General features: G+C 64.6%; 11 protein-coding genes. 4 read left to right on the forward strand and 7 right to left on the reverse strand.

The annotated features are described in order from the left end of the window. The first annotated feature begins 125 nt into the window (after window positions 1–125). The 4 genes from V6657_RS02290 (at window position 126) to rsmA (ending at window position 6,069) form a co-directional block, all read left to right on the forward strand. The gene (locus V6657_RS02290; protein ID WP_048934032.1) at window positions 126–2,567 is read left to right on the forward strand and encodes an LPS-assembly protein LptD; all 2,442 of its coding nucleotides are present in this window, start codon (window positions 126–128) and stop codon (window positions 2,565–2,567) included. Between the two features lie 7 nt (window positions 2,568–2,574). After that, a complete protein-coding gene (locus tag V6657_RS02295) occupies window positions 2,575–4,065 on the forward strand; it encodes a peptidylprolyl isomerase (RefSeq protein ID WP_171017958.1) in 1,491 nt (496 codons plus the stop codon). 97 nt (window positions 4,066–4,162) lie between these two features. After that, complete coding sequence (gene pdxA / locus V6657_RS02300) at window positions 4,163–5,188, forward strand: 4-hydroxythreonine-4-phosphate dehydrogenase PdxA (RefSeq protein ID WP_048934034.1); 1,026 nt, start codon at window positions 4,163–4,165, stop codon at window positions 5,186–5,188. A gap of 35 nt (window positions 5,189–5,223) precedes the next feature. After that, window positions 5,224–6,069 (forward strand): 16S rRNA (adenine(1518)-N(6)/adenine(1519)-N(6))-dimethyltransferase RsmA, encoded by an 846-nt coding sequence (gene rsmA / locus V6657_RS02305; protein ID WP_048934035.1) that lies wholly within the window; start codon window positions 5,224–5,226, stop codon window positions 6,067–6,069. Here the strand turns inward: rsmA and V6657_RS02310 are convergent. From V6657_RS02310 to gmhB, 7 genes are all read right to left on the reverse strand, one after another. Then, window positions 6,056–6,961, reverse strand: a complete 906-nt coding sequence (locus V6657_RS02310) for a DMT family transporter (protein ID WP_048934036.1) — start codon at window positions 6,959–6,961, stop codon at window positions 6,056–6,058. The two genes, rsmA and V6657_RS02310, sit on opposite strands and share 14 nt — an antisense overlap. Beyond that, on the reverse strand, window positions 6,945–7,352 hold the full coding sequence (gene gloA / locus V6657_RS02315) for a lactoylglutathione lyase (protein WP_048934037.1): 408 nt from the start codon (window positions 7,350–7,352) through the stop codon (window positions 6,945–6,947). The genes V6657_RS02310 and gloA overlap by 17 nt, the downstream gene beginning before the upstream one ends. A gap of 72 nt (window positions 7,353–7,424) precedes the next feature. After that, window positions 7,425–9,137, reverse strand: coding sequence for a ShlB/FhaC/HecB family hemolysin secretion/activation protein (locus tag V6657_RS02320; RefSeq protein ID WP_137884647.1), 1,713 nt, complete (start codon window positions 9,135–9,137; stop codon window positions 7,425–7,427). Window positions 9,138–9,238: 101 nt separating this feature from the next. Next, complete coding sequence (locus V6657_RS02325) at window positions 9,239–10,819, reverse strand: filamentous hemagglutinin N-terminal domain-containing protein (RefSeq protein ID WP_160315296.1); 1,581 nt, start codon at window positions 10,817–10,819, stop codon at window positions 9,239–9,241. 117 nt (window positions 10,820–10,936) lie between these two features. Then, the gene (locus V6657_RS02330) at window positions 10,937–11,818 is read right to left on the reverse strand and encodes a SprT family zinc-dependent metalloprotease (protein WP_048934040.1); all 882 of its coding nucleotides are present in this window, start codon (window positions 11,816–11,818) and stop codon (window positions 10,937–10,939) included. Further along, window positions 11,815–12,567, reverse strand: a complete 753-nt coding sequence (locus V6657_RS02335; protein WP_048934041.1) for a lysophospholipid acyltransferase family protein — start codon at window positions 12,565–12,567, stop codon at window positions 11,815–11,817. Before V6657_RS02335 ends, V6657_RS02330 begins: the two co-directional genes overlap by 4 nt. 10 nt (window positions 12,568–12,577) lie before the next feature. After that, window positions 12,578–13,156 carry a D-glycero-beta-D-manno-heptose 1,7-bisphosphate 7-phosphatase gene (gene gmhB, locus V6657_RS02340; RefSeq protein WP_048934042.1) on the reverse strand — a complete coding sequence of 193 codons (579 nt, stop codon included), beginning with the start codon at window positions 13,154–13,156 and terminating at the stop codon, window positions 12,578–12,580. Between the last annotated feature and the right edge of the window lie 14 nt (window positions 13,157–13,170).

Consider the following 13,170-nt stretch of genomic DNA (forward strand, 5'->3'; position numbering starts at 1 on the left):
ACCGAGTTTCGCCGCGAGCGAGCGCCCGCCCCATCTGGCCGGCCTGGCGCGGCAAAACACCGACCGATGATGTGCCTGCGTGCCCGGTGCCCATTTGCCCGGCGCGAGCCCAGTTTCCGACTTGCATGACCGAACCGAACCGAGCCAGGAAGACCCGGCAGCGCACTGCTGTTGCCAAGCCCGACGAGCGCGGCACCAATTTGGCCGTCAACCGGCGCAGTGCGCTGGCATTGCGGCCGCTGGTGTTCGCCGTGGCCGGGGTCTGGGCGGCGACGTCCGCAGCGCAGAGCCAGGGCGCCGCGCAATCGGCGCCTGCGGCAACATCGTCCGAGTCTTCCGTGACGGCGCTGGCCACCTCCGGCCCCGCCACACCTGGCGGCAGCCCGCTCGTGCCCAAGATGGCCGAGCCGGCCCAGCGTCAGGACAACACCGTCCCCACGTTTACCGCGGCCGACAAGATGGATGGCCGCACCAATGAAGACGTGCATCTGCGCGGCCACGGCGAATTACGTCGCAACGGCACGGTGGTGAAGGGCGACACGCTCGACTACAACCAGGACACCGACGTTGCCACCGCCACCGGCAATGTGCGGCTGTTCAAGGGCGGCACGCTGGTCACCGGCCCGGATGCCAAGCTCAAGGTCACGGCCAACGAAGGCACCATGAGCACACCGTCGTATGAGTTCCATTCGACTGGCGGCCGCGGTACGGCAGATCGCATCGATTTCATCGACAAGGACAACACCCGCATCACGCACGGCACGTACACCACGTGCTCGCCGGACAACGTCGACTGGTACTTCAGCGCAAGCCGTATCGACATCGACAGCGATCGCCAGGTCGGCACCGGCCGCAATGGCGTGCTGCACTTCTTCGGTGTGCCCGTGTTTGCGGCGCCCGTGATGGATTTCCCGCTCAATGACGACCGGCGCAGCGGGTTCCTTGCGCCGGTGTTCGGCTACAACAGCCGTAGCGGCGCCGATATCACGACGCCGTACTATTTCAACATCGCACCCAACCGAGATCTGACGCTGTATCCGCGCTTGCTGACGCAGCGTGGCCTGCAGCTGGGCGCCGAGTACCGGTATCTCGATACGTCGTACAGCGGTGCGTTGCGTGGGGAATTCCTGCCCGACGATCGCGAAGCGGGTCGCAACCGGTGGTCGATCGCCCTGCAACACACCCAGCGCCTCGCTCCTGGGTTGAACGCTTACGTCAACTACAACAAGGTCTCCGACAACACCTATCCGGATGACCTTGGCCGCAGTATCGTCACCGCAACGCAGCGGCAGTATGTCCAAGAAGGCGGCGTTACGTATGCGATCGGCGACTGGGTCGCGTTGGCGCGCGTACAGAAGTTCCAGACACTGTCGACTGCGACCACACCGCTTTCGCCGCCGTACGAGCGTGTGCCGCAGTTGAACCTGTCGTATACGCGGTACGACCTCGGCGGGTTCGACATCAATTTCCAGACCGACTACACACGGTTCTCGATCCCAACACCTGACACCGTGCAGGGCGAGCGCCTGTTCATGCAGCCGACGATCAGCTATCCGATCGTTCGTCCAGGTTGGTACGTCACGCCCAAGTTCATTCTGAACGCCACGTCATACCGCCTGGACCGTCCCGCAGGCGATACGCAGCAGTCGCAGATCAACCGCACGCTGCCGACTTTCTCGCTCGATTCCGGCATGACCTTCGAGCGCGACGCGCCACTGGTCTCCAGGCTGTTCGGCGTGAGCTATATCCAGACGCTGGAACCGCGCCTGTTCTACGTCTACACGCCATATCGTGATCAGTCGCAGATCCCGTTGTTCGACACGGGGCAGTCGGATTACAACCTCGGCCAGATCTTTACCGAGAACCCGTACACCGGCTACGACCGCATCGCCGATAACAACAAGGTGACCGCGGGCGTGACCACGCGCTTTATCGAGGCAGAATCGGGCATCGAGCGTTTGCGCGCCACGATCGCGCAACGGATCGATCTCGATGGCCAACGAGTGACGCTGGCTGGCGCCGCGCCGACGGCGGTGCGCCGTTATTCGGACCTGCTGGGCGCGACCACGATCCAGATGTTCCGTGGCATCTTTTTCGATACGAACCTTCAGTACAATCAGGACATCGATCGCGTCATGCGCTCGACCGTGGCATTCAGCTGGAAGCCGGAAGCCAACAAGGTGATCAACCTCGGCTACCGCTACTACCGCGCCGATACCAATACGGGTCAGTTGCCGTTGGAGCAGGCGGACATCTCGGCGCAGTGGCCGATCACGCGCCGCCTGTATGGCCTGGGCCGCATCGGTTACGACCTCGACGCACGCAAGCCATCGGATATGCTGCTCGGTCTCGAATACGTGGCCGATTGCTGGGTTGGCCGCCTGGCCGTGCAGCGTTATAGCAATGCGGTCTCGGGCTATACGACACACATCTTTGCCCAGATCGAGTTCAAGGGCCTGTCGAAGGTGGGGAACAATCCGATCGACGTGATTCGCCTGAACGTGCCCGGCTACCAGCCGGTGACCGCGCAGCCGATTACGCCGTCCGTGCTGGATCAATATGAATAACGACATGATGGCTTTCCAATCGAACGCTGACCACCTTGCCACGCGCGTGGCACCTGCCCGCCGCCTGGGCGCAATGACGAAGGCGCTGGTTGCGCTGGCCTTGGGGGCTGTGCTGGTGCCTGCTGTCCACGCGCAGCAGCCGCAGAAAAAAGGCGCACCGCTGAAGGGCATCTTCTCCAAGCCTGATTCGTCGCCCAGCCAACCGCTGCTGCAGGGCACGCTGCCCGGGCCGACGGCTGCCGGCACGCCGCGCAGCCAGCTCGTTGACGAGGTGGTGGCTGTGGTCAACACCGATGTCATCACCCGCCGCGAACTGCTCAATCGTGCTGACCTGGTTGAGCGCACGTTCCGCGCGCAGAATCGTCCACTGCCTCCGCGTGCTGATCTGCTCGGCGAGGTGCTCGAACAGCTGATTCTGGAACGCGTGCAGGCACAGACCGCCAAGGAAAGCGGTATCCGCGTGTCCGATGCCGACGTGGATCGCGCCGTGGAAAGCGTGGCCCAGCGCAACAGCCTGTCGGTGCCGCAGCTCAAGAGCAAGCTGACGGAATCGGGCATGGCCTACGGCAAATACCGCGAAGACCTCCGTCAGGAGATTCTGCTGGCCCGCCTGCGCGAGCGCGAGGTGGATTCCAAGGTGCAGGTCTACGACGGCGAGATCGACAACTATCTGGCGCAGCAAGGTGGCGGTGCCACCGCGGCTGGCGAGCAGGAATACAACGTCGCGCAGATCCTCGTGCCGGTGGCAGAAGACGCCACGGCTGACCAGAAGGCCGCTGCCCGCAGCAAGGCGGAAAACCTGCTCAAGCAAGCGCAGGGCGGCGCTGATTTCGCCAAGCTGGCGCGTGAAAATTCCGGCGGGCAGGATGCTGCCCAGGGCGGTGAACTGGGCCTGCGCCCAATCGGTCGCCTGCCGGCGGTGTTCGCCAACGCGGTAGTCGACATGAAGGCCGGTCAGGTGGCGAGCCAGGTGATCGAAAGCCCGGCGGGTTACCACGTGGTCAAGCTGCTGGAGAAGCGCGCGCCGACGACCGCCATTGCCACCAAGGTGCAGCAGACGCAGGTGCGCCACATCCTGATCAAGACCGGTGCGACCATGTCGGCTGACGACGCACGTCGCCAACTGGTTGGCCTGCGCGACCGTATCGTCCACGGCTATGATTTTGCCGACGCCGCGCGCCGGTTCTCGCAGGACGGCTCGGCCAGCGCCGGCGGTGAGCTGGGCTGGGTGTCGCCGGGTCAGCTTGTGCCGGAATTCGAACAGGCGATGAACCTGCTCAAGCCGGGTGAGGTCTCGCAGCCGGTGCAGAGCCAGTTTGGCGTGCACCTGATCCAGGTGGAAGGCCGCCGCGAAGCCGAGGTGCCGGTGGACCGCCAGCGCGACTATGCGCGTTCGGTGATCCGCGAGCAGAAGGTCCAGGCGGCCTATGAGGATTGGCTGCGTGAGTTGCGCGACGGCGCGCACGTGGAATACCGCGTGAATCGCCAACAGCAATAAGCCTGCTACGCTGCGGGTATCCGCATCGCACACGGCCGCCTGTGGGCGGCCGTGGCATTTCTAGACTGACTTCGACACTGCTTCTGACAAGCGCCGCATGCTGAACATTGCAATCACGACTGGCGAGCCCGCCGGCATCGGTCCCGACATTACCGTGGCAGCGCTGCTGCATCTGGCACGGCAGACATCGTCGCGCTATGCCGATGTGCAGTGGCATGTGATCGGGGATGCCGCCCTGCTGCAAGCGCGTGCCGATGCCATTGGCCAGGGGGATTTCTGGCGCGTGGCGTCCACGGCGCTGACCATCGTGGAGCGCCCGCTCGGCGCACCGGTGCGTGCGGGCGTGCTCGACGCGGCCAATGGGCGCTACGTGCTCGACCTGCTTGATGTTGCCATCGACGGTTGCCTGCGCGATGCGGCAGACGGTGCACGCTACGACGCGATGGTCACGGCGCCGGTGCAGAAGAGCACCATCAACGATGCCGGGGTGCCCTTCACTGGCCATACCGAATACCTGGCCGAACGCAGCCACACGCCGCGCGTGGTGATGATGCTGGCCGGCCCGCAGCCCGCGCACAACAACGCCATGCTGCGCGTGGCCCTGGCGACCACGCATCTGCCGTTGCGCGAGGTGCCGGATGCCATCACGCCTGCCGTGCTCGACGAGACACTGGACATCGTGCAGCGTGACCTGCGCGCCCGCTTCGGACTGAGTGCGCCGCGCATTCTCGTGACGGGGCTGAACCCGCATGCCGGTGAGTCCGGCCACCTCGGCCGCGAGGAAATCGAGGTGATCGAGCCCGCCATTGCCCGCGCGCTGGACCGCGGCATCAACGCCCGCGGCCCGTATCCGGCCGACACGTTGTTTCAGCCGCGCCTGCTGGCCGATGCCGATTGCGTGCTCGCGATGTATCACGATCAGGGGTTGGCGCCGCTCAAGTACGGCACCTTCGGCCACGGTGTGAACATCACGCTGGGCTTGCCGTTCGTGCGCACGTCGGTTGACCACGGCACCGCGTTGACACTGGCCGGCACGGGCCGTGCCGAGTTCGGCAGCCTGCTTGAGGCGATCGACACCGCCATCGCCATGGCCCGGCATGCCTCTCGGGCAGCACGTTCCTGATTTCCGCTTTCACCTTTTCGATTTCGAGTTCTGCAATGGCACGATCCACGACCGGCGTTCACCAGGGGCATCAGGCCCGCAAGCGCTTCGGCCAGAACTTCCTGGTCGATGACGGCGTGATCCACGCCATCGTTGCCGCAATTGATCCGCAGCCCGACGACGTGCTCGTCGAAATCGGCCCCGGCCTGGGCGCGCTCACGGTGCCGCTCATGGAGCGTGTGCGCACACTGCAGGTGGTCGAATTGGACCGAGACCTTGTGGCGCGCCTGCAGCGACGTTTTGGCGATCGGCTGATCGTACATGCGGGCGACGCACTGGCGTTCGACTTTGGCTCGCTGCATCAGGCGGACCGGCCGCTCCGCATCGTCGGCAACCTGCCGTACAACATCTCGAGCCCGCTGCTGTTTCACCTGGCGGCGTTTGCCGACCGTGTGCGCGATCAGCACTTCATGCTGCAGAAAGAGGTGGTCGACCGGATGGTGGCCGCGCCCGGCAGCAAGGCGTTCAGCCGACTGTCGGTGATGCTGCAGGTGCGGTACTACATGGAACAGGTGCTGGAGGTGCCGCCGGGCTCGTTCAATCCGCCGCCCAAGGTGGATTCGGCTGTGGTGCGGATGATTCCGTGGCCGGCGGACAAGTCGCCCTACGCGCCGGTGGACGTGCGCGCGCTGGGCACGGTGGTGACGATGGCGTTTTCGCAGCGGCGCAAGGTGTTGCGCAACACGCTGGGGGCGTTGCGCGATGTGATCGATTTCGACGCGCTGGGCTTCGATCTGGGCCGACGCGCCGAGGAAGTGCCAGTGGCGGACTTCGTGGCGGTGGCGAACGCGCTGCCGGCAAACCGCATTGCCGGCAGCATGTCAGACCTTAGCGAAGATTGACGAGCAGGATGCCCGAGAGCACCAGTGCGGCGGCCAGTGCAAAGCGCAGGCCGACCGGCTCGTGTAGCAGCAGTACGCCAAAGGCCACGCCAAACAGTGGCGTCAGGAACGAGAACACCGACAGCCGCGACGCCAGGTAGCGGCGCAGCAGCCAGAACCACGTCAGGTAGCTAGCAAACGCAATCAGCACGGACTGATAGGCGAGGCTGGCGAGCGCGGTTGGTGTCAGGTTGGCCGTGAAGGCCTGGCCGGTGCCCGCAGCCATCACCATCAATAGCACGGCCGAGACGGCCAGCTGATAGAGCAGCGTCTTCGCCGCCGGCGCATTCGACAGCTTGCTCGCCCGCACGACGATGGTCGTCGCGCCCCACAGCGCACCCGCCACCACGCCCAGCGCATCGCCCAACGACGTCGACGGCCCGGCCGCCGGGTGCAGCATGCCGTCGGCGAACGCCAGCACGATCCCCGCAAATGCAATGCCGATGCCGATCCACTGACGCGGCCGCAGGTGCTCGCCCGCCACGAAGACGTGCAGCCCGAGTGCGGTGAAGATGGGCGCGGTGTACAGAAACACCGCCATGCGCGAGGCCGTGGTGTAGCCCAGGCCGATGAAGATGCACAGGAACTCGACGCCGAACAGGATGCCCGCCATCAGGCCGCCGGGCAGCGTGCCATCGCGCACCGACAGGCACGTGCCGCGCCACAGCGCAAACGCCAGCACCAGCACCGAGGCAATCGTCGAACGTACGCCGGCCTGCATGACCGGGCCGACGTCGTGCGCGGCGACCTTGATGGCGACCTGTTGAAAGCCCCAGCACATGCACAGCACCACCATCAGGCCGATGGCGGTGCCGTCCAGCGGGCGTCGGACCGCGTCAGTGGCGGTTGCCATCGGGCATCGAGCGTGCCTGGATCAGCTCGATCTTGTAGCCGTCCGGATCTTCCACAAACGCGATGACGGTGGTGCCGCCCTTGACCGGGCCGGCCTCACGGGTGACCTTGCCGCCCGCATTGCGGATCTGGTCGCAGGCCTGTGCAGCGTTCTCAACTTCGATGGCGAGGTGGCCGAATGCGGAGCCGAGGTCGTATTCGCTCACGCCGTAGTTGTAGGTCAGCTCAATGACGGTGTTGCCGGTTTCCGGGCCGTAGCCCACGAAGGCCAGCGAGTACTTGTATTCTGGGTTGTCGCTGGTGCGCAGCAGTTGCATGCCGAGCACCTTGGTGTAGAAGTCGATCGAGCGCTGCATATCGCCGACGCGCAGCATGGTGTGGAGCATTCGCATGGGGGTTCCTTCCTGGGGACTGCGGGGAAGGCGATATTGTAGGAGCGGATGCCCGAACGTGCAGGGCGCGAATCAGAAGCGGATGACAGCGCTGGCCCAGGTCATTGCGCGAGGTTGATCGCCGAGCAGCCGATCGCTCTTGCCCCGGATGGCATGGCTGAGGCTCAGTGTGGCGCGCTGGCTGATCGTGTAGCTCACGCCGGCGCCGTAGCCGTCCATCGTGACCCGGTTCGCGCCGCTGCGCACAAACTTCTGCGCGGTGGCCTGCGCACGGTCGTAGAACGCCTGCACGCTCAATCCTTTGACGACGGGCACGGCCACATTGAGCGTGGCCGAAGCCACATAGCCGCTGTCCGCACTCACCGTGTCGTTGCTGTAGGCGCGCACGGCACCGGGGCCGCCGAGCACCATCTTTTCCGAGCCGTCGAGGTTGCGCGAGGCATGCTGCGTATTGATAGACAGATCGAGCAATGTGCCGCGCGCCAGCCCCTGACTGAACTTTGCGGACGTCGTCATCTTGTAATAGGCGCCACGCGTTTGTGCGCCATTCCAATCATCGGTATTGCGCAAGCGTCCGGCGCTCGTGCCGATCTGGTATTGCAGAACGTTGGGTCGTCCGGCCAACTGGCTTTGCCGGTCTCCGGAGAGTTGCAGGTTGAGCACGTGGGCCGTGCGCGGGTTGGGCAGATCGAAGAGTGAATCCGACATGCGCTTGGCATCCAGATTCGCGCTGATATCCAGATTGCCCGTCGGGCGGCGCAAGAGCGGGTAGCTGCCGTACAGGCTGAACACAGTCGCATAGCCTTCGCCGAGATCCCGGTACAAGCCGCCCAGCGTGTAGTCGACACGTGAGACGGCGACACCGGCGCGCGCGCCCCGTGCGCCCACTGGCGCGTCATAGGACACGCGCCCGATGAGCGTGCGCCCACCGTCGCTGTCGTGATTGAACTGGAGGAAATCCGGCGCGCCGTACAGCACGGCCTGGAGGCGATCACCGAGCCCAAGCGGGCTGTTGACGTTGATTTGTGTGCCGACGCGATTGCGCCCACTGGTGCGCGACCCCGCATTGTCGAGCACGAAGGCGCCTTCCACGCGCGGGCCCGCTTCGGTGCTGACGGACAGCACGGTGCCCCCCGGGGTTTGCCCGGGAGACAGCACCGGCGTCAACGTGCCGACGCCGGGCAGCTCGGACAGACGGGTCAATTGGTCCTGTGCAGCTTGCACGTCGCCGGTCAGGGTGATGCCGCTGGCCAGATAGCCTTGCAAGACACGGTCCCGCACCAGTGAGCGGTTGCCCTTGAGGTGTATCGCCTCGACATGGCCGCGCAGCACGCGCAAATGCAAAATACCATCGACCATGTCCTGTTCTGGCACGTAGGCATACGAGATGCTCTCGCCGTTGTCCAGCAGCACGCCTGTCACCTGCACGGCCACGTTGCGCACGTCGGTGAGCGTCATGTCGCGGTCGCGGTAGGGTGCGACGACGGCATCGACGAGCGGCTTCAGGCGTTCGGGCACGTTGTCGACTTCGATGCGTGCAATGCGCACGTGCTCCTCATCGGCGGCGGCCGATGTGGCCGCCTGAGGGCGAGTGCCCTCAATGGCGGGCGCATCACCGACATGCCGATCGATGGGCGCATTCAGGGTGGGGTTGCTCTGCAAAAGCGAGCCGCTGGAAGGCGTGCCCGGATTGCCGCCCGGCAGGCTTTGCGCACTGGCGGGCACGTACGACAACGCACCCGAGGCGAAGAGCCCCAGGGAGAGAAGGGAAGATCGGGTATCCATGGCAAACAAGATGTGCGAAAGCCCGGGCAATGCCGGGCCTTCCGCACCAGCCGACGCGAGCCTGTCAGGCTTTCGGCGGGTGCGTTCTGTGACAGTCGGTTTTATCGACGGGGCAGGCCGATCGTCCGGCCGTACACGATGTCAGGCAACACGCCGTCGAACACCTGGCTGGCCGAGGCGAGCTTGTAGGTCAGGTTGCCGTAGACCCGCACGCCAGCCTGTTTGTCGACGTTGCCCTTCGTTGCCAGCGTCAGGTTGCCGGTCTGTGCACGCCCTTGCAGGGTGATGCCCTTGGCGCCTTGCAGGTAGGTGTCCCCGTAGGTCCACAGGCGACCCACCGTCAGGTGGCCATCCATCGCATTGAGATGGACAGCGTTGCCGTAGATCTGGCCGGTCAGGGTCACGTTCTCGGCGGCATCGATCGTGATGTTGCCCTGGGCGTCCAGCAGCGGGTTGTTGTTCCACCCACCGGCCATCGAGACGTTCGTGCCAACGACGTTCACGTTACCCAAGGTCATGACCGGATTGGTAAAGACCACCGAGTCACCGGCTACAGACACGTTGCCGGCGGCGAAGATATTGCCGAGCTGGATCTCGCCCTTCTCAGACATGGCGAGGATGTTAGAGGTGTGCGTGCTTGCAATGGAGCCGCCGTTGCGGGCGGTGAGGTAGACCGTGCCCATGACGCGGTTCGAGTAGTTCCACCCGTTCTGCATGAGGTTGACCGTGTTGCCGATCGTAGTCAGATCGCCAGACACCCACAGGTTGGAGAGCTTCACGTCGCCTTGGGCGACCGCAGTCATGTTTCCGTCGGCAGACATGGAGCCGTAGGAGATGCTGGTGATATCGCCGTCACCGAAACTTGCCAACGTGACGTTGCCGCGGGTGGGGGCGCACGTAACGCACGCTTGCTCGAAGCGCGCCAGCTTCTTGGCCTCGATCGTGCCCGCATTGTTGATCACGGAGCGGGTCAGAGAGTCGCGCGCCCAGGCAGTGAGCATGATGTCGCCGTCACGGGTTCTGATGAGGCCGCGGTTGGAAACCAGGGCTTCCAGGCTGGCTTTGTCCACGCCGACCTGCAGACCGGAGTCTGCGAACGTCAGGGAGATGTCGCCCCCGCTGGCAAGCGTCACATCGCCGTTCAGGGAGTAGAGCGTGCCCCCGTTGGTGACGTTCTTCGCGCCGATCAGAGCGATTGACTCGTTGGCCACGACGAAGCCGTCGTTGGTCACATCGCCTTGCCCGCCGCCGGTAAAACGCAGGTGGTCAGCCTTGAAATCTGCGTCGCTGATGTTCAGCGACGAGGCCACCAAGCTCCCGACGCTCACGTTCGCGCCCCTGCCGATCAGCACGCCGTTCGGGTTCACGATAAACACGCGCCCGTTGGCATTGAGTGAGCCGAGGATGGTGGTGGGGTCGACGGAGTTGATGCGGTTCAGAACGGCCGAGGTGGCGCTCTTCTGGTTGAAGTTCAGCGTGTCGTTGGCACCGACGTTCATCTGGTCCCAGTTGACGATCATCTTGTTGCTCGTCTGGGTGACCGTGGTGGTATTACCGTTGCGGCTGATGTTGCCGGAGCCATCGACAATGGTGCCGTTGCCGACGGCATGCGCGGCCTGGGCGCTTGCCAGCATCAATGCGGCCAGCGCGATGGAGCGGATGTGCGTGGGTGTTTGTTTCATGTCGTTCATCCAAGTGGTTGGATGAGAGACCTTACAAACACGGCGTCGCCGAAAGAATCAGACTAGGCTCAATGCAGACTCCGTACAGACACGGATGACGGCAAGGCGCTTGATCGGCTAGAACGCCGGCAAATACTCCGGCGGATGCGAACGCAGTTGTTCGCGTGCTTCGCGGAATTCGGGGAAGATCGATTCCACGGTGTCCCAGAAGCGCGGGCTGTGGTTCATTTCCTTGAGGTGCGCCAACTCGTGCGCGACCACGTAGTCGATCAGGCTCATCGGGAAATGCACGAGGCGCCAGCTCAGGCGGATCTTGCCGTCGGCCGTGCAGCTGCCCCAGCGCGTGGCGGCGGAGGACAGCGCATACGCGCTATGCCGCACACCCAGGCGCTCGGCATACACGTCGAGCCGCTCGCCGAACAGCCGGCGCGCCTGCGTTTGCAGCCAGCCTTGCACGCGATCCTTGATCTGCTGCTCGGTGGCCGAGGGCGGCAAGCCAAGATGCAGCATGCACGCATCGGCATCGAACATCAGCGCGCCGATGGGCGACTCCAGCTTGAGCGTGATCGACTTGCCCAAGAAGGGCAGCGACGCGCCATCCTGCCACTCCATCGGCGGCAGCACGCGGCGTGCGGCGCTGGTGCGCCATTCCGCCAGCTTGGCGAAGATCCACTTCTGCTTTTCGGAGATGGCGTGCTCGATCTCACCCAGCGTGACCCAACGCGGCGCGGTGATCGACAACCCCCGGTCATCGATGACAAAGCCGATGGTGCGCCGCGACGAGCGCTTGAGGTTGTACACCAGCGCACGCTCGCCCAGCGTCAGGCGACGTTGGTTGGGGCCAAGCGGTACGGTGGTGGGATCGACTGCGGGTGGGGCGAGGAGGGGAGCGTCCGACTGCGAGTGCGGGAGCGACGGGGCTTCAGGCGCGAGCAGCGGCAGTTCGAGTTGAACGCTGTCGGCGGTGGTGGGCGAAGTCGGTGGTCGCAGCAGTTTCATGCACGCTCGCGGTAGCTATCGGCGTCGATTCTACGCATTTCTGTTTCGATCCACGCTTCGACTTCGCGGTTGAGCTGGTCGCTGGTCTTGCCGGCGGTTGGGATGGCAGGGCCGACCGACAGCGTGATCAGACCCGGATGCTTCAGGAATGAATTGCGCGGCCACACGCGCCCGGAGTTGTGGGCGATGGGGATGACCCATGCGCCGGTATCGACGGCAAAGCGCGCACCGCCGCTCTTGTAACGCGGCTTCGGGTCGCCCGAGCGCGTGCGCGTGCCTTCCGGAAACATGATGACCCAAGCGCCGTCGGCCAGGCGCTCCTTGCCCTGGCGCGCCACCGAGGCGAACGCGTTGGCACCGTCCTTGCGGTTGATGTGCACCATTTTCAGCAAGCCCAGCGTCCAGCCGAAGAACGGCACGAACAACAGCTCGCGCTTGAACACGAAGCACAGCGGGCGCGGCATGGTCGCAACATACGCCATGGTCTCCCAGGCCGATTGATGCTTGGAGAGCAGCACCACCTGCTTGTTGGTGGCGACGGCCTCTTCAATATGTTCCCAGCCCTCGTATTTCCAGCGGATGCCCACCAGAAAGCGCGCCGTCCAGATCACGGACTTGGTCCAGCCCGTCACCATCCAGAAGCGGCGATGCGGGTTCAGGATCGGAAACACGATGAAGCAGGCCACCGCGTAGATGGGCGTCCAGACGACCAGGAAAATCAGGAGCAGCAGCGAACGGATGAAGGTCATGGATGGCAATTCAAGGGGCACGCGAAGGCATACCCTGGGGTGCAGGCGACAGCAATGCACGCGCAAACGCGCGCAGGTCTGTGTGGATTTGGGTGCCAGGCGGCAGGTTGCCGGCGTCCCGCGTTTTGATGCCCTTGCCGGTCAGCACGAGGTGAGGCAGAGCGCCGACTTCCACGCCAGCCTGCAGGTCGCGCAGCGAATCGCCAACCACCGGCACGCCGGTCAGGTCCACGTCAAAGCGGCGTGCGATCTCGTGGAACATGCCGGCTTTAGGCTTGCGGCATTCGCAGGCCTCTGCGGCGGTGTGCGGGCAGAAGAAGACGGCATCGACACGGCCACCGAATGCGGCCAGCGCCTTGTACATCTTCTCGTGCATGGCATTGAGCGCAGCCGCTTCGAACAGCCCGCGGCCGATGCCCGACTGGTTGGTCGCCACCACCACCTGGAAGCCGGCCTGGTTCAGCTCGGCGATCGCCTCCAGGCTGCCGTCGATGGCGATCCACTCCTCAGGCGATTTGATGAACTGGTCGCTGTCGAGGTTGATGACGCCATCGCGGTCGAGGATGACCAGCTTGGGGACGTGGGGCATGTCAGGCTCCGAAC

The sequence above is a fragment of the Ralstonia sp. RRA genome (assembly GCF_037023145.1).
Classification (GTDB): domain Bacteria; phylum Pseudomonadota; class Gammaproteobacteria; order Burkholderiales; family Burkholderiaceae; genus Ralstonia.

Excerpts from the sequence above, each read along its gene's own strand:
- rsmA (WP_048934035.1), top strand. The coding sequence starts at position 5,224 with ATGGCACGATCCACGACCGGCGTTCACCAGGGGCATCAGGCCCGCAAG.
- gmhB (WP_048934042.1), bottom strand. The coding sequence starts at position 13,156 with ATGCCCCACGTCCCCAAGCTGGTCATCCTCGACCGCGATGGCGTCATC.
- V6657_RS02325 (WP_160315296.1), bottom strand. The coding sequence starts at position 10,819 with ATGAAACAAACACCCACGCACATCCGCTCCATCGCGCTGGCCGCATTG.
- V6657_RS02320 (WP_137884647.1), bottom strand. The coding sequence starts at position 9,137 with ATGGATACCCGATCTTCCCTTCTCTCCCTGGGGCTCTTCGCCTCGGGT.
- V6657_RS02290 (WP_048934032.1), top strand. The coding sequence starts at position 126 with ATGACCGAACCGAACCGAGCCAGGAAGACCCGGCAGCGCACTGCTGTT.
- V6657_RS02295 (WP_171017958.1), top strand. The coding sequence starts at position 2,575 with ATGGCTTTCCAATCGAACGCTGACCACCTTGCCACGCGCGTGGCACCT.
- V6657_RS02310 (WP_048934036.1), bottom strand. The coding sequence starts at position 6,961 with ATGGCAACCGCCACTGACGCGGTCCGACGCCCGCTGGACGGCACCGCC.
- V6657_RS02335 (WP_048934041.1), bottom strand. The coding sequence starts at position 12,567 with ATGACCTTCATCCGTTCGCTGCTGCTCCTGATTTTCCTGGTCGTCTGG.
- gloA (WP_048934037.1), bottom strand. The coding sequence starts at position 7,352 with ATGCGAATGCTCCACACCATGCTGCGCGTCGGCGATATGCAGCGCTCG.
- pdxA (WP_048934034.1), top strand. The coding sequence starts at position 4,163 with ATGCTGAACATTGCAATCACGACTGGCGAGCCCGCCGGCATCGGTCCC.
- V6657_RS02330 (WP_048934040.1), bottom strand. The coding sequence starts at position 11,818 with ATGAAACTGCTGCGACCACCGACTTCGCCCACCACCGCCGACAGCGTT.